The sequence below is a fragment of the Mucilaginibacter sp. 3215 genome (assembly GCF_050433785.1).
Lineage (GTDB): Bacteria > Bacteroidota > Bacteroidia > Sphingobacteriales > Sphingobacteriaceae > Mucilaginibacter.
Genome location: NZ_JBNPWO010000001.1, coordinates 253,283 through 277,770 on the forward strand (window position 1 = coordinate 253,283; position 24,488 = coordinate 277,770).

Below are 24,488 nucleotides of genomic sequence, written 5' to 3' on the forward strand. Positions count from 1 at the left end.
TTACTGTGTACGGTTTCTTGTTGTAACTATTAACTAAAAGAACGAAGCTGCAGTTAAAAGTGTTGGTGTTTAAATGATTAATGAAACACCTATTCAATACAGATTTGTTTAGTTATTGATAAGGTTTGGTACTTATCCATCAATTATTTATGATGTAACAGGGTGTAAAAAGAGCCGCATTATGCAATGCAAAGCGGCTCTTTATTTGCTGTTATATTATTTGTGTTTGATGGTTTCTTCAACAACACGGTCGCCCGTACCGGCTGGATATCTATAATTCAATATAAAGCTTTTAGTGGCAGGGTCGTAAGTACTTTTCTTCCCAGCAACGGGTAATAAGGGCTGGGTTGCACTAACATTTCCTGAAACGGTTACCTCATTTGTAGCTTCATTTACGGTCAGGGTCATTGATCCTCCAATGTCGCCAATTTCCGTGCTAACCGCGGTAGCACCAGCTGTAGTAAGGGTTTTATCCCGATCAATTGCCCGGTCACCATTCACAGGGTGGTGAAAAATACCTGTTGAGTGGTATTCACCATCATATTTGTTTTTGATAGCAAAGAAGGTGTATAGCGTGTCCTTGCTTTCAGCATGTACGTTTAAACCGGCAGCGTCACTGATTATATATGCAAGCGCATATTTTTTTGTCAGATCAAATTTACTTCCATTTAATTTGATGGTAAAATAGTTCTGGAAGTCGCCAGGAGCAAATTTAGCATTTAGGTTTCCTGAAGTTCCGGTAGTAACCTTAGTACTGCTTATGGTATACAAACTTGTTGGAAGTAATTCGTATTCGGTCTCATTATTCTCGTTGTATTTATCAATTGCATCTGGAATTGCTTTTAAGACCACAGTTTGATCTTTTTGCAAATCGGCAGCGCTTTTTGCGTCGCGCTTGATAGAAAATACATCAACAGTTTTAATGTTTGTGAATGGATCAAAGAAATGCTGCTGTTCAAGACCGTCCGGAAATCCGACAAACGACTTGCCATTGTCCATAGCCTGCCCTGTAACCTTATCAGCAGCGGTTTCTTTCCGGCAGCCTGAAAAAGCGATCGCAGATGCGATACCGGCAAGAAGTAAATATTTTGATATGTTCTTTTTCATCTTGTGTCAATTTTTAAAATGATTATTTACCACCATCCCACCAAACTCTTGTATCCTGAGTATCGCCGCCCATCCGTGTAACTGCCGCGCTAACGTTTGCGCCGTTAGTATTGTACTCTGAAGTAGCATACACAAACCTCCTTACAATTTGCTTTGATGCGTTTGTAGCATCAGGAGCAGGAGTAAGTACTGGGTATCCACTTTTCCTCCAGATATCCCAGGCCATATGGCCGTCAGGGTAACTTGCCACCCAACGCTGAGTTGAAATTAGCTGAATGTTAGGTGTGCCTAAGCCTTGTGCGAAAGTTTTACCCGCAGCAGATGTTAGCCCCCACTGTACGAACGATTCACCTATACCATTTTGGAAATCGATGGCTACTGTTTCAGATGTTGTTGGAGTGATCCAGCCCAGGTTTACAGCTTCGGCCCTTGCCAGCCACACCTCTGCAGCTGTGATCAGGGTTACTGATCCGTTTTCAAGCCTGAAGTCGCCGCGTAAAACACGTGCCCATTTTGGGTTAGCGTCGGTAAAAGAGGTCACCGCTAAACGCGCTAAGCCGTATGGAACGCCAATATTTGATGTCGTAACGTTACCCGCCTGCTCACTCTCGCCGCCAAAAGCTGCCTGGCGCGGATCGCTGGTGCTCGCGGTATAATCGGTAAGGGTTTTTGATTCGGCAAAATCCTTACGTCCGTTATACAGGTTCCACCATGCGCTTTTGTAATTACCTCCAGGATATTGAAGTTTGAAGTTTTGATCGGTAGTAGTTATTACTCCTCCATTAGCTGGGTTAATAGCTTCGTTGGTTGCCGCAGATGCGATGGAAGAAGAAGCGGTTACCTTTGACATTTGAATTGCAACAAGCAATTTAAGAGAGTTTGCCATTCTTTTCCATGATGCTACATCACCACCATAAATGATGTCACCGCTTATTGGCGATGAATCAAACGAATTTATAGCCGTAGTCAGCGTGGTAAGTATGCCCTTATAAATGGTTTCCTGGGAATCATATTTAGGCAATATGTTAGCCGCCCCTTTGAGTGCGTCGCTGTAAGGAACATCACCCCACGAATCCGTCACTATCCAAAAAATATACTGCTGCAGTATTTTAGCCACATTAACCATGTTTTTACTTGGGTTTTGGTTAATGATAAGCTGCAGGTTATTAAGGTTGCCTGCGTAATTGCCGGTAAAGCCGTTTTGAGGGAGGTTGTACAATGAAGTACCTGAATACTGTGTTTCAGTAAAATATTGAGCATACTGGCCTCCGCTTATTGCCTCGGTACCGGTTGATGCATAACCACCCAAATTTGCCTCAACGTTTGATAACAAGGCCGAAGGGATTGGCGTTACTGTTGCTGCAGGATTGTTGTTTACGTCGCCAAAATCCTTTAGCTTATTGCAACCCGCGCCTAAAAAGGCGAACGCGCCTGCTAATGTATATAGATATATCTTTTTCATTTTTTCTTAGTCTAATAATCCTTGTTCGCTTAGAATGTTACTTTTAGGTTGAAACCAAACCCCCTCGTGCCTGGGTATTGGGCAGTTTCACCTTCTGTCGCGGTGATCTCCGACGGATCGAAATCCTTAGATTTAGCGTATATCAACAATAAGTTACGGCCGGTTAAATCAATCCTTGCCGATTGGAATACATTTCCTAAACCCCATCTTTTAATCGGCAGGTTGTAACCTACAGCAACCTCACGAAGTTTGATGAAAGTCAAGTCGTAGATGTAGGGATCGTAAGTTTTATTGTTTGTTAAACCCTGATAGTATGATTTTGCGTCGACGTAATAGGTCACGGCTTTATTGTCGGCATCAACACCGGTAACTTTAACACCGCCACCATCAGCAACAGGGTCACGTACCGACATGCCTTTATCGTTAAGTGCCGCCGTATTAGCCGTTAAACCGCTATACTGCCCCCAACGGTTTGATAATGAAGCGAATTTGCCACCAAACTGATAGTCGATATTTGCGCTCAACACAAACTCTTTAAATAAAGTGAATGTATTTTGTATACCACCGGTATATTTAGGCAATGCACTGCCGAAATATACGTTAGGATCATTGATGTAAGCGCCGGATGAAGTAAGGATTGGGACCCCGGCAGCGTTACGTTTGATACCGTTACCGTAAATTTGGCCCCACCATTTGCCTTTTTGATTGATCAGATAAGGCATGTCTGTACCCCATACACCTGCAACCTGCACACGGTCAACACCGTATTTATTGCTGATCTCTACTACTGTATTATCCAATAACTGTGCAAAGTTGGCATTAATTGTCCAGCTAAAGTTTGGTAACCGGATAGGGGTACCGCTTGCAGTTATCTCCAAACCTCTCCGTTTGATCAAACCTACGTTGGTCAGGATAGATGATACACCACTGGCAGCGTTAACCGCTAAGCCCAATGGAAGGTCTTTGTCATCTGCAGCCCAGTAAGTAGCGCCAAAAGTTAAACGGTCGTTAAAGAAACCTAAGTCTAAACCAATTTCTTTTGAAGTAGTGGTTGTGCCATGTAAGGCAGGGTCAACAAATTGGGTTGGGCCACCTTGCAATAAGGCGCCATTCCATTTATTTGGAGCGATACCGTATAGTGTATTGTTCCTGTATGCGCCAAATGTTTCGGTTGTGTTACCTAAAGCTAATGGTACCTGGCCCCATGATCCCCTTATTTTACCATAGTTTAACCAGTCTTTAAATTCAGGCAATACCTCGCTGAATACGAATGACCCACCAAATGATTTTGACAACACTGAGTTAGCGTTGTTTATAGTAGAGATGGTTGAAAACCAGTCGTTACGTAAAGTCGCATCAGCATATACAATCCTTTTGTAATTGGCAGAAGCTTTCGCAAATACCGCACGGTATTGCTCCTGGATCCTGGTATTGCTGGCGCTGATCGGATCCACAGAGTTTGCCAGGGTATACAAGTCAGGAACACTTAAACCATTGTTGGTGTTGGCGCCGTTATCTTTATAACTCCAGTTGTAAAAATCGCTACCGGCATTAATATTCAGGTGAAAATCTTTGATCTGCTTATCATAGTTAAGCAAGGTTTCGTAGTTTTCGCGGTTTGAGTAAGACGTTGAAGTGCCATAACCAGCTTTCTGTCCTGTTTGTGTACCGCTGGCCTGTATTTCAGATGAAATTTTACCTTCGTTCCAGGTGTTGGTTTGATTGCGACGGTAGGTAACTTTAAAGCTTAAATCATTATTGATCTTGTACTGTAAGTAGATATTTCCGTACAAACGGTCGCGGGTGTTAAGGTTTTGCCATTGTTTTTGCCATAAATAAGGGTTGTACCAATAGTTGCCCGCATAAAACGAGCCCGGGTTTGATGGATCGTATGAGTTAGGGTTTTGGTGGTTCCAGCTTACATAGGTGCCGTCAGGCGATTTTAGATCCTGTAATTCTTTCATGATGCCCATGTCCAAATCACGGTGAAACCACGAGTTGAACGAGCCACTTGAAGCACTTGCGTAAGCATCACTGATCTGACCATGAAGTTGTGTGCCCGAAAAATTAATACTTGCACCTGCTGTGAGGTGTTTGTTAAGATCGTAGTTAGCGTTTAAGGTAAAGTTGTTTTTGTTTAGCCAGGTTTCAGGCACTATGCCTGTAGTGTGCTGGTTATTGTATGACATCCTGATGTTGTAATCATCAGCCGCTTTAGTAAATGCCACACTGTTATTTAAAGAAACACCGGTACGGAAGAAATCCTTGGCGTTATCTGGCTGAGGGGTCCATTTCGCAGTTTTGAAAGAATATTTGGTACCAGCAGCCCATGCATACCATGGGATATACTCCTGGCCAACCATTTTAGGTCCCCAACTGCTATCGTCTGTATAATCCGGGTAATATTTGCCATCTAAAGCTTTCCATCCTTCAGGATCACCATCTTTCCAATGGTATTGGATAAAATCGGCAGAAGCACCGCCGCCATAACTGTTTTGGTAGTTAGGCAGGATGTAAGCCTTGTCGAAATTGGCACCAAGGTTTAATTCAACGCCAACGCCTTTTGTTTTCTTGCCTTTTTTAGTTGAGATGACGATAGCGCCATAAGCACCTTGTGAACCGAACTGAGCAGATGCTGCAGGACCATTCAGGATACTGATGTTGTCGATGTCGTCATTGCTCAAATCGTCGGCATTTGGCATTATAGTACCGTCTACAACATATAAAGGGTTGTTGCCGCTGCCAAAACCGGTAGCACCACGCAGCCTGATATTGGTATTACGACCTAAAGCTGCAGCTGACTGGCTACGTACCTGAACACCTGCAACTTTACCGGCTAACGCGTTATTAACGTTAGGCTGGCGTATGGTATTAAGTGCATCTGACTTTACCACCTGTGCCGCATAAGAAGCCGAACGTGATGACTGTTTGGTACCATAAGCACCGGTAATTACCACTTCTGATAATTTGTTAGCACTGCTTGTTAGTTTAACATCTAATGGTGCTGAAGTGATTTCAACTGTTTGAGATGTAAAACCGATAAAGCTAAAGCCTAAAGATTTTGCAGAGGCAGGAACAGATAAAGAAAATTTACCATCTGCATTTGTTTGTGTACCGAGTGTGGTACCTACAACTCTTACGGACACGCCTGGCAGCGGTAGTCCATCGTCTTTTGAAGTTACCCGGCCGGTAACCGTTTTGTTTTGTGCATGTACCACACTAATAAATAGCATGAACAAACACCAGCTTGCGAGTAGGAGTTTTTTCATTGTTAAAAAATCAGTTTTAGTTAATACCCAAAACTACGATTTTTGTAATAAAATGAAAAAAAAGTTGAAAAAAGTTTAATATTTCAATTATATATTTAAATATTGATAAAAAAAGTGATAAAACGTTACTTCAATTTCGATAAAATGACGATTTTTTTAGATTCTTCATATAAAATTCATGTAAATTTTATATGATTTTTATTTTTGGAAATGGTTGAGGTAGGAATATGGATAAAAGATGCGAAATATCACGTACTATTACTCAGTTATTTTTTATAATTGAGTGATAGGAGCCAAAAAAGGCGCTTATTTTGTTTTTTAATGTTGAATACATGTTTAACAAAAGCTTAACTGTTTCGGCTTTTAAAAATAATAATATTTTTTTGTAAAAAAAAAGTTACAGGACGACGAAATTGAATAATTTTTTGGTAAAAGCTTTTATCATTAATATTAGCTTAAATGATTGTTTTTTTAAGTTATTGATTGTGAGTATGTTATTTATTTTTATGTAGATAGGGTTTATTATTCCTGAAGGTGATTTATTTCTTTGATGCAGTATTCCTGTAAATAATAATGACCGGTCATGGCTTTTTATATTTAGATTAAGGAAAAAAATAATTAATTATTTTTTTCCTTAATCTAAATTTTGATGGTTTTTTAATCAAAAATGTTTGAAAATCTATTTTATCTCAGATATTTCGTCATTGCGTATATAGAAAATACATGCACCAAGCTGTCAACTATTTATCCTGCTGTTTGTTAAAACATTGCCCGAAATATAGATAGTAGGGGGTAAACTGGTTTATCCGGTATTGAAAACAGAAGCAATTCGCAGAGTTAACATTCTTATTAATATTTAAACGAATCGTTGGATTGGCCTTGATGAACACTGTTGTAGGGGTGTTGAAAATTGAAGGATTTACGAGATTATCCGTCAATAGCGTAACAAATACTTCAGTTTGTGATTCATTTTTATCGATAATAAACCTGGCAGGCACCTTTGTAACCGTATGATGAACATAATTACATTGGGTTAACTGGTTGTTTTTTAAATAAGGGCGCTTGTTTTGGGGCCTTGGTAAAACAATACCGTTGTCATAAGATTTATCTTTCAATAATGCGATTATACAAATCAGCATTATTATAAATGTGCTAATAAAGTATTCCATCACTTTTTCCTTTTAATAGGTTTCGGTATGTATTGGGGGTACAGTAACCGGGTAAGCGTAGTTCATATAAATAAGATGTGCGATGGCTTTTCATTTATTTAAGTTTGCTTTGGTAGAACAATTTATGGACAGAGGCCAGGATGCACAATACAAATCAGTTGGTATTTTTTGAAGTGAAGATAAAATATAGATTTACAATGAATTTATAACCTGAAAAGTACCGTGGAAAAATTATCAGTAATAATAGCAGATGATCATATTTTATTTATAAACGGTTTACACATGTTATTGCAGGGAGAGCCGGATATAGAGGTAGTGAGCGTTGCAGCAAACGGTAAGGAATTATTGCATTTGTTACACACCCAAACACCCAACCTCATATTGCTTGATATCAATATGCCGGGTATGAACGGGTTTGACGTACTTAAGCGTATAAAGGATTACTATCCTAAAATTAAGGTAATCATGCTTTCTACATACAATGAGGATCATCTGATTGAAAAAGCAAAAGCTGAAGGAGCCAGCGGCTACTTGTTCAAAAATGTCGAAAGGGCGGAACTATTGCAGGTAATGCGCTCCGTAGCGCAAGGGCAACTGTATTTTCCCTGTAAACAGCCGGTTGCTAATTCTATGCCTAATGAACCGGATCCTTTTTTAAAGCAGTTCCAGCTTACTAAGCGGGAAACTGAACTTTTACAATTTATAAAACAGAATTTTACCAACCAGCAAGTGGCCGATCATCTTCACTTGAGTATTTATACTGTTGAAACACATCGTAAAAATATTATGCAAAAGCTTAACCTGAAAAATCCGGTTGAGCTTAACCGGTTTATAATGCAATATAACTTATAAAGGTTTATTGGCGAGTGGGATATAAATAGAAACAAGTGTGCCCCTGTTAGGCTGCGAATCAAACTCAACCTTGCCATTTAAAAAATTTATTCGCGACAGCAGGTTGTTTAAGCCCATCCCTTTAAAAATATCAGGATTGGTTGTGTCAAAGCCTATGCCATTATCTTCAATAGTGAGGCTGATGTTTTCATCGCTTCTCATGAGTGAAATGTCAACCCTGTTGGCACGAGCGTGCTTCATTACATTGTTTACACTTTCCTGTAATACCCGGTATAAAATGATCTCGATGGTATCATCAAACGGCGAATCAAACCCCTGGCAAAAAAAGTTTATTGCAATGTTATTGTTCTTAATATTCTCAATAAATTGTTTAATTACTTGTGCCAGCCCTGTTTTATGAAGTGCCCAGGGCATCATATTGTGTGATATCGTTCTTACCTCTTTAAATCCATAATCAACAAGGTTAATTGCTTTCTCAAAACGGGTTCTTTGCTCTTCATTTATAAAAAGTAATTCACTGCTTATAACTGACAGGTTTATTTTGGCCGCCGATATTATTTGGCTTACACTATCATGTAAATCCCGGGCAATTCTTCGCCTTTCACTTTCCTCAGCCGCAATTATAGCCTGCATAGCTATATTGCGCTGTTTTAGCTTGTTTTGTTTATAATAAAAAAAGCCAGTAAAGAACATTAAAAGTATAAAAACACAGATACCCGCCATCCAGTAATTACGCTTTGTTATTTCAAATTGCTGTTGCAATACCTGGTCTTCACGTTGTTTTATTTCGTATTTTGCCTGTAGTTCATCAATGGTGCTGTTACCTGAGGTTTTAATTGCTGCATGCTTTTTTAAGTACATCAGCGATTGCTTATAGTTGCCCATTTGCTCATACAAATCAGCTATTTCGTTTGTGGCGCTTCTTTGCATATCTGCATAGTTTATTTGTGTGGCAAACTGAAGGCTGTTTTTTAAGGCATCGAGAGATTGTAGATATAACCGTTTGTTTTTATACAATACGCCAAGGTTAAAATAGTTAATTGAAAGCGCAAGGGTATCATTTAATGATTTCTTGACATCGATGGTTTTTAAAATTTCCTGTTCTGATTCGTTGGGTTTAATACTTCCCATAACATCCCCCATAAATTTATGGCTGTATGCTTCAGAGGTGTTTTCATTTGTTTGCCGGGCAAGGTTTAAAGAGTCTCTTATGTCGAAAGCCTGCCTGGAGTAATTTAAGGCCTCCCGGTAATTGTTTTTTGCCTCATATAACGTCGCGGCCAGGTTTAAGGCTTCTGTCAATTCTGTACGCTCGCCGGTTTTTGGGGCATACGAAATTGCCAGCATGCAAAATTCAAGCGCTTTTTTATGATTTTTTAATTTTACATACGCTTTCGCCAACCTGTAATAACTATCGGTTAAAATGTACTGTTGATTTATTTTATTGAGCGCAACCGCGGCAATGTTATAATAATATGATGCGGAATCATATTGGTTAGTTTGGAAATAGGCTTCTCCTAAAGTTTGCGATAGTAAAGTAATTGCTTTTTTATTGTTTAGCTTATGTGCAAGGTTCAATCCTTCTTTTAAAACAGTAATGGTTTTGGCCGGATTTTTTTCAGCCGGATAGTTGGTAATCTGAGTGGCGGCGGTTAAGCGTTTTTGCGTTGGTGATTTGCTGAAAACAACCTTTTCTAAACTGTCAATATTTTGACCGTAACACGGAATTACAGCTAAAATAAGCAGAAAAAACAAAGGGTATTTCATATCCGGGTTTTTGGTCCCGGTTAAAGATAGTAATTTGATGTTTATCAGCAAAAGTCGTCGGTCTTGGGGTTGTTACCGGTTAATGTGTTTTTAAAATCTGGAGATGAATATTATTAAAGCAGATAACACGGCTAACACGAAAAACACAATTTGCCGTTGCCTGGCGCTGATAATGTTGGGTATTTTGCCTGTTCCCTGCAATTTGTCGAGCTTAAATTTATACATAGCCGATAATCCCATAAAAGTTAGGGAAACAAAGCCCGCAAGGTAATTTAAAGTACTTTCCATGGTATTTTTAATTTAGGTGAAACGCGATGAATTAATTTGTTCAAAACCATTTATAGCTTTGTTTTATATTATTTCACCATCGTGCTTGACAGTACAATTTTATGGAGCTGCCGAAATGCACACAATACAAAGCAGTTGGTATTTTGGAGTAACACCATAAAGCTTATTTTTACGAATGAAATATTGGAGGTAAGCATATCATGTAGAAACACTATTTACTATTATACAGATAGGATATATTGGAAAGCCGTGTGCCGCACTTGATAAAAAGGATTAACTTTAGTAATGATTTTGCGATATAATTCTAACCTATACCTAATATCATTATTACTCATTGACAATCAATAAAAATTAAATTAATAAGCTATTATTCACCAAATAAAACTGGCTGATTGTATGGAAAGCAATCGCTTTCTGCATAAAGATAATTAAATGGAAATGTCATACATCGTCCCCAAAAAGGAGAGAAACCGGCGACTCAACAGCTTAATACCATGCTTTATTTGGTTATTAGTTGCCTGGGGGGGCTTAATTAAAACTGTGGCCCAGAGCCGCAATAATCAGTCGGACTGGAACGTGCCGCCGCCATTAACGCCTGGTACAATTACCAAGGGAAACACTCAACGCAATGGTTTGGCTGGTAAGCCGATTGTACTTACGCTTACGGATATCCCGGTAGTTGCTCAGTCCTTTGTTTCAACAACTCCAATGCCTGTGCTGGCTGCAATTGGCTCAACGCCACCTTTGGTTGATGCACCCGATCAACCCGATATTAATGGTGCAACTGCGGGGCTACCTGAAATTCCATCACCCGAAGCACCCGAGGCCCCGCATTTGCCGAAGCAAACGATGCAAGACCTTCAGTTTTCAGCCGTTATGGACCTCCCTTTGCCCGAATCACCGGAATTGCCGCCAGCGCCTGTTGAGCCAACCGTATCAGGCCAGGTGAATATTATAAAAGGCCCCATTCCGATAATGCCTGATATAACAAGTATGGTACCGCTTTTACAGCCTTCCGAAAATCTTACACCCTGGTCTATCCCGGAAATTCCCGAAAGCGAGAGCTTTAAAATGATATCGCCTGCGGGAACGAAGGATGATAAGTTAAAAGGCAAACCCCAATCAAACAGGAAAAAACACTAATTGTGACATAATGTCAAATTATTAAAGGCATTATAACAAGAACACCAAAATGAAAAGTACCCCAATTGAGTTAAAATATATATTAGTTATAATATTAGCTTTTGCGAGCGGTGTTACCTATGCCCAGGGCAGATTTAAACATGGAGATGAGTTTCAAAGACAGGTAATTACAAAATCAAATTGTATTTTACAGCGCGGCAGCCAAACTTTACGAGTTGGTTCGGTTTCAATAATTGTTAAAACTTACAAGGTAACCGATGCTTCTGAAAGGGGCGCCTCTTTTACTATTACTACTGATAAGCTTATCGATACCATAAATGCAATGAACCAAAACCTGGTATATAACTCAGGTAAACCTGCCGACCCAAATTCTGTTATCCAGGTTGGTTTGCAAAAGATGTTCAATAATCAATCGATAGTTTCAGTAAACAACAAAGGCGAGATCCTGAATTTACAACGCCCGGCTGTTGCCAATGATACACTTTTATCTTTTGCCGGCATCCAGCCCGAACGGTTGTCGCCAGGGACCACACTACAGTTAATGGTTGATTTTCCAGTAAGCGTCGCGCTTAAAAAGGGCTATTCATGGAAGGTGACTACTTCATCGGCCGAAACCAACTATACAGTTTATGCTATAAGCAGCACAACTACCGTTGTTACCTATAAAACTTCGGTTTTAGGCGGTAGCTTAAATAGCCGGATAAACGGATCAATGCTCATAGATAACAACACCGGGGTTATTTTAAAACGCTATTCGCAAAGCGTTTCTACTGGCTATGAAATGGTAAATGGAATAGTTTACACTGCCACCCGCCGTACTGCTGTTACAGAGATCTGTAATAAAAAATAGACTTTTAATATCCTTTGATTTATTTAAAAAGCGTCGCTGTAAATTTGTAGCGCATTGAAAAACTCACCTCGTGACAGAGTATAAAAAGGAGTTGAAATTATGAGGGTATGGTTTTTGAAGATAATGGTATCGACCTTAAGCATTAATGTTTAGTTGTTTTTTAACCCGATCTGATGGTTGCCATAATCGGTTAGGTATTCATTACTGATGAAAAAATCGAGACTGAAAATGGTACGGTAATCACCCGTATTATTGGGATTTTGCACTTCTGTTAGGTTTCCGGTGCTTGATGTGGTATAAGTATAAACAAAGCCCTTGTTGGTAGTTATGGTTACGGTCGAATTTGCGGGAAGGCTGCCTATTGAATTGGTTGCCAGCCTGTCTTCAATTACAGTAGTTGATGGGGTTCCGGTATCAAACAAAATCTGTCCGGAGATGGTCTTTCCATTGTAAGTGATAGTTGCAGGGATATTAGGTGAGTATCCGCCGCTGTTTGAATAAGAAAGCGGGTGCATAATGAATCCGGATGATGAAAGATCACTGTTGCTTAAGCCGATAGTTAACAGATTGCTTACATAAGTTCCACTGGTGGAAAATAAGCTTTTATTTAACGTGGCCAGCTTAAATCCGCTTGTAAGACCTGTGCCGGTGCTAAAGGATCTTAACGGGCTCTGAATCAGACTGGTTACATAACTTGTACCGGGGCCAACACCAAAAACATCGCTGGCATGGGCCGATAGTTGCGCACCAGTTTCATCAACTATTTTGTAGTATAAAAAAAATGGCACCCTTTTTAACGTAAGGTTGCCCTGTGCGTCGCCGATGGTGATATTGGCGTAGGCTAAATTGCCGTATTCTTTTGTGGAGCTTAACTGGTCGCCAAAGCTTATTGTGCCCTTGGTATTAGTAACCGTAATACCGTTCACAACCACCGAGTCCCCGGTAAACTGGATGCCTGACGATGTGATCATTGATGCAGGCAGGATACCTGCGGCATCAAGCGTCATTCCTGATGAACCTGTATCAAACACGGTATAATAAGTTACTGCTTTTGTGCCTACCAGGGTAATGGGTAAAAAGATCCGCTTGTTTACCCCGCTGGCGTATTCATATAAACCAAGCGTAACAGGATTAACTTGTGTTTGAGGCGGTACGGTTTTATCTTTTTTACAGGAAAAAAAGGCAACCGTTATTAATAAACAACCAATAATTTTGGAAGTAAAAAGTAAATGTTTTGCAGTCATATATGTCTGTTATAAACCCGGTTGGTAATAATTACGATAAAAGTGCTGTTTTAATTGACCTTAAAATTAAGATAACAATTTGATATACCGGGTTAATGAATCGATAAAAAAGGGTGTTGAACCGATTAATTATCCGGACATATAAACGGACGGAGAACACTGCTATTGTGTAAGTTAAAGCAAATGATTGGTTTCTTTGATAATATCCATTACAAAAGTGCTTTTTGAGTGGCCAATACCCTTTACTTCGCTTAGTTTATTTACAAAAAACGAATGGTAACTATCCATACTTTCAGAAACAATTTTGAGCATAAAATCAAAATCGCCCGATATGTTATAGCATTCTATCACTTCGTCAAATTCCAATACAGCGTTAATAAAATCGGCACCTGCTCTGCGGCTATGTTCGCGCAGGGTTACCATGCAAATAACCATGATGCGTTTGTTCAGCATCCGCTTATCTAAAATGGCGGTATAGCTTTTAATAACCCCCGCTTTTTCAAGGCGTTTAATGCGTTCGTGCGCAGGCGTAGGGCTTAGGTTGATCTTAACAGCAATTTCCCGCACAGTAAGCTTGGCATTCCGTTCAACCAGCCGTAATATTTCGTAATCTTTTTCATCAAGCTGGATGCCGGCTTTTTCTTGTTCTGTTTGTGGGGCCATAACGGTGTGTTAATTGGGCGTTTGTTCTTTTAAAGCGCTTTAATTTTTAATTATGTTCCAAAATTATAATAAATAATATTGTTAATTTCTATTAACATAGTTTTGAAAGGACAAAAATCAAAATTATGGCACAAAAAAAGAACAAAGTCCTGATCATAGCCTCTATGGCCATATTTGTCGAAGCGCTTGACATCGCCATCATTAACCTCACCATTCCGGCAATACAAAAGCAGTTTGTGGTCACTAACGACCAAGTTCAATGGCTTCAAACGCTCTATGTGCTATTGTACGGTGGTTTCCTGATTATAGGAGGGAAGCTGTCTGATGTTGCCGGACCAAAGAAGGTCTTTATTACCGGTGCGGTATTATTCCTGGTAACTTCATTAGGTGCCGGCTTATCAGGTACTTTTGTGTTTCTTAGTTTATCGAGGGCTGTACAAGGCTTGGCAGCAGCGTTGATCATGCCATCAGCACTTTCCATAGTAACGCATACTTTTACCGAAGAACGGGAGCGGAGTAAGGCTATCGGGATCTTTAGCTCATTCGCGGCGGTTGGTTCAGGAAGCGGTCTTTCCATTGGCGGAATCATCAGCACTTACTTAGGCTGGCATTGGGTGTTTTTGATCAACGTGCCAATACTGGTTTTTATTATTGTTATAGGCTGGCTGTCCCTGGCTAATGACGCTCCTGAACAAAAGCAGCCATCCCCCGATTTGTTTTCGGGTATTTTATTGGTGATAGGTTTGCTGATGCTTAGTTATGGTGTGCACCAGCTTGCAGATATCAAACAACAATATACTTTTATTATGCTTTGTGCCATAGGCGTGGTTATTTGCATGAGGCTCTTATATGTCCGTTTAACCCGGGGTGCAAATCCGCTGATCGATCTTTCAGTTTTTAAAGCGTCATCAGTTATTACCGCAAATGGCGTATTCATTTTATTAGGCGCATTTTTTACCGGTTACCTTTTCATTATATCTCAATTATTGCAAAAAGATATGCATTACACCGCAGCACGGTCGGGCTTGTTACTGGTACCTTTTAGTTTTTTATCAGCTATTGTGGCTAAGTTTATGCTACCCGGCATCATGAAACGGTTAACAACCGAACAAACAGGATTGTTGGGTATGAGTTGTATGTTAACCGGGGGACTGGTTTTAATTTGCGCGGTATTTACAGGTTACTCTCTCGCTTTACTGCTGTTATCCGCTGCTTTTATATCCGGTTTAGGTATGACCATCTGTTTTACAAGCTTGTCGGTACTTGCTGTAAAAAACATCCCCAAACAACACTACGGGTTGGCATCAAGCCTGGGTACTACCGCTTACTTTTTAGGTGCCGGAGTAGGTTTGTCTATACTCACACTTTTTATGCAAACAAGCGATGAAGGCGCTTCCGTGAGCACTTTATCGCTTGTTATACTTAGTATGTATGCTTTAATCGGTTTGCTATGGCTCATTATTTACGTTGTAAATTCGGTAGCCAGGAACATGCAGATATCATTAAATGAATCATAAAGACTGCCCGACGTTTTTTAACTGGTGAATGTGCTTTTGAGTATGATAGCAAATAAGATAGAGCCATTCTAACCGGGTAAGCTCACCAAAAAAAGGAACTACCAGGTCAGTACTAATGGCATAAAGATCTTTGGAGTTAATTATTTCTCTAACCTGGATGATAACTGTTTGTAATAATTCGATAAGCTCAGATTTATTGTGAGGCCCGTCTGATGGCAATATATTTGGTGCTGATTTGAATTTGGCTTCAAAATCAAGAAACAGGTCTTTTATCATTTTTACTTTTTCAGCCGGGTCTCTTTCTGCTGGTTTGTCGGCACCGGTAAGTACCGGAACAAGTTGTAAAGCCGATTTAAAAACATGCTCCGCTATCTGTCCGGCTGTCCATCCGCCGTGGGGTGGTACAATATTAATTTGTTGCTCATTGAACAAGGCAATGGTTGATAAAAGGTTGCTGGCAGTATCCTCAAATACTGCCAGTAAGTTAATACGTGCATCGGTTTGGAGGGTGGTGGTTATTTGATTTTCCATGATGTTTTGAAAATGATTTATACAAATCTCCATGCAAAATCAAAATTTACACCTTGTCGTTTGTGCCATAATTGGGGTGGTTTTGCGCCATTGCGTGTGCAGGCGTTTATCTTTTCTTTTCACCCAATGAAAACCAATTACCCGAGTCGTCTTTGAATAAGGCTTCAAAGCCGTAAAACTCTTTAGTGGGGGCTTTAGTAAACTCAACGCCTTTGGCTTTTAACTCTTCGTAAGTAGCTATAAGGTCGTTGCATTCAAAAACCCCGAACCCAAAGGTGCCGCGCTGTACCAATTCGCGCATTTGATGTGCCGACTGTGCGTCGAACATCATGCCCTCCGTTATGGCCATGAGTGATATTTCCAATTCGGGCTGTCCGGGAGCACACACAGTGAGCCAGCGCATTCCCGGCCCCATGGCAGCATCTGTATTTACGGTAAAGCCTAATTTGTTCACATAAAAATCATAAGCGCTGTCCTGGTCAAGTACAAATACGCTTACATGGTTTAATCTGGTTATCATGTTAATGTTGTTTGATAAACCAAAAGTCGTTATCAAAAAAGAACCGGGCTTATTGAAAATTGCGATTTCGCTGCCATTCTTTTTCCCGGGCAAAGCAACCAGGTATAAATTTGAGGGGCGATTGCTGCATCTCCGCCTGTCGTTTAAGTTCTGTTTGCTGGTAGTTTGCAGGAGAACAGGAGGTGATCTTTTTAAATAAAGCCGAAAATGAAGTAACACTGTCAAAACCTACAGCATAACAAACATCAGCAATGGGAAGGCCTTTTTTTAATTGCAGCCGGGCATTTTCAACCCGCACCTGGATGAGGTATTGGTGTGGTGTTTTACCATAGATGTTTTTAAACAACCTGATGAAATGATATTTGGAAAAATACGCCTCGTCGGCAATATCGTTCAAGTCGATCGGTTCGTGATAGTTTTTATCAATGAACAATTTAGCATGTACAAGCCTGCGGTAAAGGTATATTTTTGGTAATTGATCGGTCATTTCAGGTATAAATATCGGCTTTTATTATTTGAAAACGCGCTACCTGTTAAAACCGAACAATTGAACATGTTCGTTCTTTCTCTCCATGATAAGATCATGGAGAATTTCAGCAGCAATTACGCTAAAAGTAATACCATTACCTCCAAAGCCAAGCGCAAAATAAGTGTCTGGTCTTTCGGGGATACAGCCAATATAAGGCAAGCCATCTTTTGTGCTTGCAAAAGCACCCGCCCAGCTAAAATCAGCTTTTAATGGGATGTGCGGCATTTTTTTGAGAAAAGCCTGCTGTAGCATGTCCGCCTTTCGTTTAATAACAGAAGGCGGTATATGCGGATGATGAAAAGGGTCATCGCGGCCTCCAACAAGGATGCGGTTTTCACTTACAGCCCTAAAATACATGTAGGGTACAGCAGTTTCCCAAATCAAACTGTTTTTATACCAAAAACGTACATCGGGCAAAGGCTCCGAAACCAGTGCGTAAGTTGAGTTTATTTCGGCTATTTTTTTGGGAATGTATTTTAAACTTTCGTATCCGCATGCAATAACCAGTTTTTTAGCTTCAATAACGGAGCCATTGCCGGTTTGCAGCGTTATGCCTTGTTTATGATGCTCAATGGTTTTAATATCGGTATTGCTGTATACTTTATGACCGGCTTTGGCAAAATTTGTAAGTAAAGCATGGGTAAGCAAGTATGCGTCAACCTCACCGCCATCCGTGGAGAAAATAGCCCCCGAAGCTTTAAACCCGAATTTCTGTTCAATTTCATCAGCTTCGAGCCAATGTACATCAAAACCATGCTTTTTACGGAGTTCATATTCCTGCATTAACGAGGCTATATGTGTTTTGAAGCTGGCATACTGCAAGCTTGGCTTCAGGCTAAAATCAAAGGCAGGTTTAAGCGATTTACATAAATCGGCAATATCGTAAATGGCTTTGCGGCAAAGTTGATAGCTTGTTACGGCATTTGCTTCGCCAACCAGGTTTTTTAAAGATGTAAGGGGCGTATCAATTTCATATTGCAGGAAAGCAGTGCTGGCCGCGGTACTACCCATACCAACGTGGCGCTTATCAAAAACAGCTATACTTAAGCCCGAGTTGCGGAGTTGCCAGGCTGTTAAAGCGGCACTGATGCCGGCTCCAATAATTGCTACATCCAGCTTCAAATCTTTTTGCAGAGAAGGGTAGGAAGCAACTATGCCATTTTTTATTAGCCAGTAAGGTTGTTGTTCATATAAATTCATGGATTTGAACAGCTATAGCAGAACAACATGAAATCCTTTTTTTAGTTTTTTGGAGGGAACTCAAGTGTAATAACAGGGTTGTTCAGTATTTTGAGAAACCATAAAGAATTTAATTTAAGGCAATATTTTGTTAATGAGGAGATTATATGAAGGGTTGAAAAATCTTTCAAAAAAAATTTTGCAACTTAATTTAAAATCCTACTTTTGCACACCCAATCAGGGAGACGGGATGTAGCGTAGCCCGGTATCGCGCCACATTTGGGATGTGGAGGCCGCAGGTTCGAATCCTGCCATCCCGACGAAAGCGATACCAAGTGTCAAAACCCTCTAAATTGAAAGTTTAGAGGGTTTTCTTTTCTGATTGGCGGAATAACATGCCAGCGCAGGCTGAATAAAAAAACGGGATGTAGCGTAGCCCGGTATCGCGCCACATTTGGGATGTGGAGGCCGCAGGTTCGAATCCTGCCATCCCGACGAACCACGGATTTTTAATGGTTCAAAACCCTGTAAATATCTCATTTACAGGGTTTTTTATTTTATTCAAATCCTTCTCAGTACATACTATTCCTTGTGTTATGCGAGTAAAAAGGTGAACAGATTTTAAATTTTAGATTTGTTCACCAGAAAGGGTCTAACCTGCTGATGTACAATTAGTTGCATCATGTAATATATAGACTAAAATAGACGCATTTAGCTCACTCTTTTGCCTTTCCGGTGAACAGTTTTGGCCATAACAGTTCAAAACAATTTTTTAATTAATCTAAAATCTGGAAAGATGAGAACAACAAACACATTTGGAATTCACTTCGTATTAAGGGAAAACCGTGGAAAAAAGGGCCTGGCAGGCATTTACATGCGCATCGTAGTAAATAAAAGCCGGTGTGAAGTTGCGCTGAAACGACAGGTATCCCCCGATGACTGGAACGGCGCAAAAGGTTTGTCAAAGCCGAAAAACGACGAACTTAGAAAGCTTAATACCCACCTTGAACAATTGCGTGGTATGATGGCCAACCACTACCAGGAGCTGCAATTACAAAAGAAAGTAATTACCGCCGAGGTATTGAAGAACATGTTCGCCGGTGTGAAGGATTCCGAGCATACATTAAATACCATCGTTGAATATCACAATACCAATATGAAAGATGTGCTGGCTCCCGGTACAATGAAAAATTATTACACGACCGCTGGTTACCTTAAAGAATTCGTGCACCAGCAATTCAAGCGAAGTGACGTTTATCTCTCCGAACTGGACTACAGCTTTATAACTAAACTGGAACATTTTCTCAGAAAACGTATTCCGGACGACCACCAAAAAAAATTGGAAAATAATGGCCTTATGAAGCATTTGGAACGTTTCCGTAAGATCATTCGGCTGGCTGTGAAAATGGCCTGGCTGGATAAAGACCCATTTGCCATGTTCCAATTGAAATTCAATAAAACTGAACGTGGCTTTTTAACTATAGCCGAATTGCATAAGCTGGAAAATAAAAAGCTAAGTATTGAGCGTATAGCTTATGTGCGTGACCTTTTTGTACTCAGCTGTTATACGGGCCTGGCATACGTCGATGTAATGGATCTGACACCTGATAATATTGTATGGGGCATCGACCATAACCAATGGATAAAGACTACCCGCGAAAAAACACGTATTGCCGTCAATGTCCCGTTACTACCCCAGGCATCCAAAATCATAGAAAGGTATAAATCGCATCCCAAGGCGGCAGCAGCCGGAACGCTTTTACCACATATATCTAATCAAAAATTAAACAGCTATTTAAAGGAAGTAGCTGACTTGTGCGATATTAATAAGACGCTAACTTACCATGTTGCAAGGCATACCTTTGCGACGGCTGTAACACTCTCTAACGGCGTTCCTATTGAAACGGTAAGCAAAATGCTGGGCCATACGACAATCCGCACCACGCAGATCTATGCAAAAGTTGTTGAGCGCAAGGTTAGTGATGACATGAATGTTTTGCGTAGCAAATTAGCTTCCCAAAGCAAGGAAACGCCGGTTCGCAAAAGCAGCGCTAAACGTAATTTAAAGAAAGCCAGCTAAGTAATTATGTGATCGTGAGGTCACAAATTGTGACTTCACGACTTGTTCTACCCCAATAACATTTATGGAAGCAATAATGATAAGTGATGAAACCATCGCCGAGAAAATATATTACATCAGGGAGGAAAAGGTAATGTTGGACAGCGACCTCGCTGCCCTTTACCAAATAGAGACCAAACAGCTAAAGCGGCAAGTCCGACGGAACCTGAAGCGGTTCCCACCAGATTTTATGTTTGAATTAAATGCCGAAGAAATTTCAAGGAGCCAAATTGGCACCTTGAAACATGGTGGTAATATCAAATACGCGCCGATGGCTTTTACCGAGCAGGGCGTATCTATGCTGTCCAGTGTACTTAATAGCGACCGTGCTATTGCCGTGAACATTCAGATCATGCGCATATTTACACGTGTGCGCAAAATGCTGATGGACAATACTGAATTACGTTTGGAGATTGAGAAAATCAAAAGTAAGCTGGATAATCAGGACAAGAACATGGAAGTTGTATTCAGGTATTTAGACGAATTGTTGGAAGCCAAATATAATCCCGCACCGCGCGAACCTATCGGGTTCAAGCTAAAAAGTTAAACAGCGAACAAAAAAGGTATCGCCGCAGCGAAGCCGTATTACCACCTGACCAAGACTACTTTTATTTCGATCTTTTCTGATTCAATTAAGTCCTCTTGGATATAAAAAGCACTCAACCTATTCCGAAGTTGTCATTTTATGATTTGCGCTATCGCGATTTTTGAAGCCCGATAAATCAGAAAAGATATGGATACACTACAACAGCGGGCGAGAACGCCCATGACAGCACCAACAAGGGATCAGATACTGACCCAAAGCGATCTAATAGAGTTCAAAGAAGATATGCTTCAGGAATTCAAACGCATCATTAAGGAATGCATTAGTGGCGCACCTGGAAAAAAATGGCTTAAGTCTACCGAGGTCAAAAAGCTTTTGGGCATATCTCATGGCTTCCTACAATCACTGAGGGACACCGGTGTATTGCCTTTCACCAAAATCGGCGGCTCTATCTATTACGACTACGAAGATATCACCGTAATGATGGCTACCAACAAGCAGGCTTAATAACATTTTAACTTATCCGCTATGCAACTCAAACGAAAAGCTAAACGCTTTACAGAAAAGATCAGGGCGCAGGCTGCAAAGCTGTTGCCGACAACCAAAGGCTTTGGTTATGAAATGCCACCTGAAATTAAGGTAGTTGAAATATACTTTGACCAAAAAGGACACCCTGCGCAGGCTAACGCCTTTTATAAATATTTCCAAAATGCCAACTGGTGCAGTGCCAGAGGCACGCCTTACCGCAATTGGAAGCTACTCGCCAGTGACTGGCTATTTAATTACCAACAAGAATTAAAGCTTGAAAAGCGGTTGCGCACAAATACTATGTTCTATAGCGGCTTTTAGCCGCTTGACCGTCCATCTATAATTATAACATTCTATAAATCTATAATTCTATAACTATGGCAAAGATCATCACGATAGCCCACCAAAAAGGCGGCGTAGGTAAAAGCACTTTAGCAATAAACCTGGCATTATGTTTTCAAGATCAACTTTCGGTCGCATTGGTCGATACGGACTTACAAGGTAGCTTATATCACAGCCGGGATGATTTTCCCGACCTGGCGATAAAAGGCGTTGCTAACCTGACCGACATTCAAAAGCTGGCCTATGATCTGATTATCGTCGACACGCCACCTTATTTATCCAGCACGCTCCCTGAACTGTTCTTACATTCAGATTTTATCCTGGTGCCGACCAAGGCGGGTTTCTTCGACGTAATGGCCATACGGTCAACCGTTGCTTTGATCAATGAAGCTATTGCCAGCGCACCCGAGGTACGCGCGGGTGTCGTCTTGAACATGGTCAAACCACGTTCTGGTTTGACCAATGAGGTAAGAGGTTTGCTGCAAAGTTTAGATGTGCATTTATTGGAAACGGTCATCCATGATCGTGTTAGTATCGCCCGGTCATCAATGACCGCCGGTGTGCTCAATAGCGGCGACCAAAAAGCGAAGGATGAACTAACCTCGCTCGCCGAGGAGATCGTCGAATTGATCAGTAGCTGAAAACTATATTTCTATATCATTAGCATTATATAACTATAGGTTTCTGCATTTATAGCTTTTTAGCATTCTGCAATTGTAGAAAGCTAATTGTTTAGAATACTATAAATCTATATTTCTATAATTCTAAAGGGGCGGATATGGATTGCTATAAATCTACAATTCTATAATTGTCGATGTGCAATATAGAATGCTATAAATCTATAAAATACGGCCATGGATAAATATAAAGATAAGTTAGGTGGACTTGCCGATAAACTGAAACAGGAACGGCCTAAAACACCGATTCAGGAAGTGCAGCCAGTCAAGGTAATTGCTGACATTAAAGTAGTGGAAGTGCAGTTCAATAACTGGATACCAAAGACCTTGTTAAAGCGGGTAAAGGCCTTCGGTTTGGAGTATGACATATCCTTAAAGAACATCAACATCCAGGCACTTGAATTATATCTCAACCTAAAGGCGAAGCCTGAAATAAATGTAAAAAAGGCCGATTAAACACTAACAGCAGGATTAAACTGCCCGCTTCGCAGCAGTTAGCAAGATGTACAATTGTGTCACAATTGAATCTTGCCCTCCGCGCCGTGGGGCTGCGGGTCCAGGCAAAAGCCTCCGAAGTCGGCTTTTTAAACTAACAGACAATGGACAAAAAGGAAGATAAACGCATACAATGGAAGAACCTCCGCTTTAAACCGGAGGAATATCAATTGCTGGAAAACAGGTTTAAAAAGACCCGCTTCCGTAAGCTAAGTGAGTATATGCGCAATGTGCTTTTAGAAAAGCCCATCACGGTCAATTACCGGGATAAAGCGATGGATGATGTGCTGGAGGAAATGATCCTGCTGCGGCAGGAACTGAATGCTATCGGTAATAATTTGAACCAGGCGATGCGCAGTATTAACAGCGCTCACGGCAATGCAGACACCCGCTTATGGATGAATCTGATAAGCGTGATCAATAGTAAACTGGAACCTGCTATCGATCAAATCAAAGAACGGATGAACCAATACGCAGATATATGGTCGCAAAAATCAAAAGCGGTAAAAGCCTGATCGGCGCGCTAAACTATAATGAGAACAAAGTAAAGCAGGGAAAAGCAGAACTGATAGCAGCCGTAAAATACCCGAAAGAGAAAGAGCAATTATCTTTTAAGGATAAGCTTTTCAGGCTGACCGATCTGGCGGCGATGAACCAATGGGCCAAAACTAATACTGTACATATCTCCCTCAATTTCCCAAATGGTGAATGTCTGGACGATGAAAAATTGAACGAGATTGCCCAGGACTATCTTAACGGTGTGGGCTTCGCTACGCAACCCTATCTGCTGTATCGCCACGAAGATGCCGGGCATCCGCATTGCCACATTGTGACCACCAATATCCAGCGCGACGGTAAACGAATCAGTTTGCACTACCTGGGGCAAAATGAATCGGAGAAAACACGAAAGGCGATCGAGATCAAATATGGTTTGGTCAAAGCAGATGAACAGGCCAAACAAAAACCGGATCTGAAGGTCGGGCTCTCGGCCGCTGAATATGGCAAGGTTGAAACCAAGCGCGCCATGACCAATGTCCTGAGTTATGTATTACGGGCCTACAAATTCATCAGTGTACCTGAATTGAACGCGGTTCTCGGACAATATAATATCCAGGCTGACCGGGGTTCCAAAGATTCCCGGATGTACGCCCGTGAAGGGCTGGTTTACTGGATATTGGATAAGCGAGGGAATAAAGTGGGCGTGCCGGTCAAGGCCAGCGCAATTTATGGTAAACCGACCTTGAAAACACTGGAGGGAAAATTCAAGCTTAATGCGCAATTACGCAAGCCATACAAAGAACCGCTCATTAAAATACTTGATGACATCCTTGCCAAACCACAAACCCGGCAGCATTTTTTGAAAGCCTTGCGCGAAAAAGGCATTCACTGCATCCTGCGCCAAAACGAAGAAGGGCGCATTTATGGTGTGACGTTTATCGACCAGAAGAATAAGGCGGTATTTAACGGTAGCGACCTCAGCAAAGTTTATAGCGCCAATCAATTGAGCACACAATTATTACCTGAACCTACAAAAACCAAATTCCAAAATCAAATGGAAGCCCAGGTTGGTCATGAATTCAATCAGGCACCAGCTGGTGACGAAATGATCGATATTTTATTTGCTGCGGAACGTGAAGACCTGGCCGCACTCAATAAATTCAAAATGAAGAAACGAAAAGGACTTAATCTGTAA

General features: G+C 40.8%; 23 protein-coding genes and 2 tRNA genes. 14 read left to right on the plus strand and 11 right to left on the minus strand.

All coding sequences use genetic code 11. From position 1 onward, the window contains the following. Positions 1 to 216: 216 nt before the first annotated feature. Genes ABIC84_RS01150 through ABIC84_RS01160 form a run of 3 tightly spaced genes read right to left on the minus strand, consistent with a single transcriptional unit; the run spans position 217 to position 5,838 of the window. Positions 217 to 1,107, minus strand: coding sequence for a BT_3987 domain-containing protein (locus ABIC84_RS01150; RefSeq protein WP_429262397.1), 891 nt, complete (start codon positions 1,105 to 1,107; stop codon positions 217 to 219). 22 nt (positions 1,108 to 1,129) lie between these two features. Next, complete coding sequence (locus ABIC84_RS01155; RefSeq protein WP_429262398.1) at positions 1,130 to 2,569, minus strand: SusD/RagB family nutrient-binding outer membrane lipoprotein; 1,440 nt, start codon at positions 2,567 to 2,569, stop codon at positions 1,130 to 1,132. A gap of 29 nt (positions 2,570 to 2,598) precedes the next feature. After that, positions 2,599 to 5,838, minus strand: a complete 3,240-nt coding sequence (locus tag ABIC84_RS01160) for a SusC/RagA family TonB-linked outer membrane protein (RefSeq protein ID WP_426586596.1) — start codon at positions 5,836 to 5,838, stop codon at positions 2,599 to 2,601. A gap of 1,391 nt (positions 5,839 to 7,229) precedes the next feature. Here ABIC84_RS01160 and ABIC84_RS01165 point away from each other — a divergent pair. Next, positions 7,230 to 7,859: a response regulator gene (locus ABIC84_RS01165; RefSeq protein WP_429262399.1), complete on the plus strand. Its 630-nt coding sequence runs from the start codon at positions 7,230 to 7,232 to the stop codon at positions 7,857 to 7,859. Here the strand turns inward: ABIC84_RS01165 and ABIC84_RS01170 are convergent. Both ABIC84_RS01170 and ABIC84_RS01175 read right to left on the minus strand, forming a co-directional pair. Then, entirely contained in the window at positions 7,854 to 9,626 is a 1,773-nt protein-coding gene (locus tag ABIC84_RS01170; protein WP_429262400.1) for a tetratricopeptide repeat-containing sensor histidine kinase, read from the minus strand. The genes ABIC84_RS01165 and ABIC84_RS01170 overlap by 6 nt on opposite strands. 90 nt (positions 9,627 to 9,716) lie before the next feature. Continuing rightward, positions 9,717 to 9,914 (minus strand): hypothetical protein, encoded by a 198-nt coding sequence (locus ABIC84_RS01175; protein ID WP_426586602.1) that lies wholly within the window; start codon positions 9,912 to 9,914, stop codon positions 9,717 to 9,719. Positions 9,915 to 10,454: 540 nt separating this feature from the next. Between ABIC84_RS01175 and ABIC84_RS01180 the strand changes: the two genes are divergently transcribed. Both ABIC84_RS01180 and ABIC84_RS01185 read left to right on the plus strand, forming a co-directional pair. Then, positions 10,455 to 11,057 (plus strand): hypothetical protein, encoded by a 603-nt coding sequence (locus ABIC84_RS01180; RefSeq protein WP_429262401.1) that lies wholly within the window; start codon positions 10,455 to 10,457, stop codon positions 11,055 to 11,057. Positions 11,058 to 11,106: 49 nt separating this feature from the next. Beyond that, positions 11,107 to 11,907 (plus strand): hypothetical protein, encoded by an 801-nt coding sequence (locus tag ABIC84_RS01185; RefSeq protein WP_429262402.1) that lies wholly within the window; start codon positions 11,107 to 11,109, stop codon positions 11,905 to 11,907. A 149-nt stretch (positions 11,908 to 12,056) separates the two neighbouring features. Here ABIC84_RS01185 and ABIC84_RS01190 read toward each other — a convergent pair whose 3' ends face one another. Further along, the gene (locus ABIC84_RS01190) at positions 12,057 to 13,151 is read right to left on the minus strand and encodes a hypothetical protein (protein ID WP_429262403.1); all 1,095 of its coding nucleotides are present in this window, start codon (positions 13,149 to 13,151) and stop codon (positions 12,057 to 12,059) included. A gap of 174 nt (positions 13,152 to 13,325) precedes the next feature. Beyond that, positions 13,326 to 13,814: an Lrp/AsnC family transcriptional regulator gene (locus ABIC84_RS01195; RefSeq protein ID WP_429262404.1), complete on the minus strand. Its 489-nt coding sequence runs from the start codon at positions 13,812 to 13,814 to the stop codon at positions 13,326 to 13,328. A 125-nt stretch (positions 13,815 to 13,939) separates the two neighbouring features. Here ABIC84_RS01195 and ABIC84_RS01200 point away from each other — a divergent pair, with 125 nt between their 5' ends. Beyond that, positions 13,940 to 15,331: an MFS transporter gene (locus ABIC84_RS01200; RefSeq protein ID WP_429262405.1), complete on the plus strand. Its 1,392-nt coding sequence runs from the start codon at positions 13,940 to 13,942 to the stop codon at positions 15,329 to 15,331. On the opposite strand, the gene ABIC84_RS01205 is transcribed toward ABIC84_RS01200, so the two are convergent. From ABIC84_RS01205 to ABIC84_RS01220, 4 genes are all read right to left on the minus strand, one after another. Beyond that, positions 15,326 to 15,862: a DinB family protein gene (locus ABIC84_RS01205; protein WP_429262406.1), complete on the minus strand. Its 537-nt coding sequence runs from the start codon at positions 15,860 to 15,862 to the stop codon at positions 15,326 to 15,328. The genes ABIC84_RS01200 and ABIC84_RS01205 overlap by 6 nt on opposite strands. Before the next feature lie 106 nt (positions 15,863 to 15,968). Then, positions 15,969 to 16,382 carry a VOC family protein gene (locus ABIC84_RS01210; RefSeq protein ID WP_429262407.1) on the minus strand — a complete coding sequence of 138 codons (414 nt, stop codon included), beginning with the start codon at positions 16,380 to 16,382 and terminating at the stop codon, positions 15,969 to 15,971. A 49-nt stretch (positions 16,383 to 16,431) separates the two neighbouring features. Next, positions 16,432 to 16,869, minus strand: a complete 438-nt coding sequence (locus tag ABIC84_RS01215) for an AraC family transcriptional regulator (RefSeq protein ID WP_429262408.1) — start codon at positions 16,867 to 16,869, stop codon at positions 16,432 to 16,434. Positions 16,870 to 16,908: 39 nt separating this feature from the next. Further along, complete coding sequence (locus tag ABIC84_RS01220) at positions 16,909 to 18,111, minus strand: NAD(P)/FAD-dependent oxidoreductase (protein ID WP_429262409.1); 1,203 nt, start codon at positions 18,109 to 18,111, stop codon at positions 16,909 to 16,911. A gap of 225 nt (positions 18,112 to 18,336) precedes the next feature. Here ABIC84_RS01220 and ABIC84_RS01225 point away from each other — a divergent pair. The 10 genes from ABIC84_RS01225 to ABIC84_RS01270 all read left to right on the plus strand — a co-directional run bounded on the left by ABIC84_RS01225 (position 18,337) and on the right by ABIC84_RS01270 (position 24,488). Then, positions 18,337 to 18,410, plus strand: a tRNA-Pro gene (locus ABIC84_RS01225). A gap of 101 nt (positions 18,411 to 18,511) precedes the next feature. Then, a tRNA-Pro gene (locus tag ABIC84_RS01230) sits at positions 18,512 to 18,585 on the plus strand. Between the two features lie 301 nt (positions 18,586 to 18,886). Continuing rightward, positions 18,887 to 20,170: a site-specific integrase gene (locus ABIC84_RS01235; RefSeq protein ID WP_429262410.1), complete on the plus strand. Its 1,284-nt coding sequence runs from the start codon at positions 18,887 to 18,889 to the stop codon at positions 20,168 to 20,170. A 64-nt stretch (positions 20,171 to 20,234) separates the two neighbouring features. Then, positions 20,235 to 20,756: an ORF6N domain-containing protein gene (locus tag ABIC84_RS01240; RefSeq protein ID WP_429262411.1), complete on the plus strand. Its 522-nt coding sequence runs from the start codon at positions 20,235 to 20,237 to the stop codon at positions 20,754 to 20,756. Positions 20,757 to 20,942: 186 nt separating this feature from the next. Further along, positions 20,943 to 21,260, plus strand: coding sequence for a helix-turn-helix domain-containing protein (locus ABIC84_RS01245; RefSeq protein WP_429262412.1), 318 nt, complete (start codon positions 20,943 to 20,945; stop codon positions 21,258 to 21,260). A gap of 21 nt (positions 21,261 to 21,281) precedes the next feature. Then, positions 21,282 to 21,602 carry a hypothetical protein gene (locus ABIC84_RS01250; RefSeq protein WP_429262413.1) on the plus strand — a complete coding sequence of 107 codons (321 nt, stop codon included), beginning with the start codon at positions 21,282 to 21,284 and terminating at the stop codon, positions 21,600 to 21,602. 56 nt (positions 21,603 to 21,658) lie between these two features. Continuing rightward, on the plus strand, positions 21,659 to 22,264 hold the full coding sequence (locus ABIC84_RS01255; RefSeq protein ID WP_429262414.1) for an AAA family ATPase: 606 nt from the start codon (positions 21,659 to 21,661) through the stop codon (positions 22,262 to 22,264). 213 nt (positions 22,265 to 22,477) lie between these two features. Continuing rightward, positions 22,478 to 22,756, plus strand: a complete 279-nt coding sequence (locus tag ABIC84_RS01260) for a hypothetical protein (protein ID WP_429262415.1) — start codon at positions 22,478 to 22,480, stop codon at positions 22,754 to 22,756. A gap of 143 nt (positions 22,757 to 22,899) precedes the next feature. Next, positions 22,900 to 23,310, plus strand: a complete 411-nt coding sequence (locus tag ABIC84_RS01265) for a plasmid mobilization protein (protein WP_429262416.1) — start codon at positions 22,900 to 22,902, stop codon at positions 23,308 to 23,310. Next, positions 23,277 to 24,488, plus strand: coding sequence for a relaxase/mobilization nuclease domain-containing protein (locus tag ABIC84_RS01270; RefSeq protein WP_429262417.1), 1,212 nt, complete (start codon positions 23,277 to 23,279; stop codon positions 24,486 to 24,488). Before ABIC84_RS01265 ends, ABIC84_RS01270 begins: the two co-directional genes overlap by 34 nt.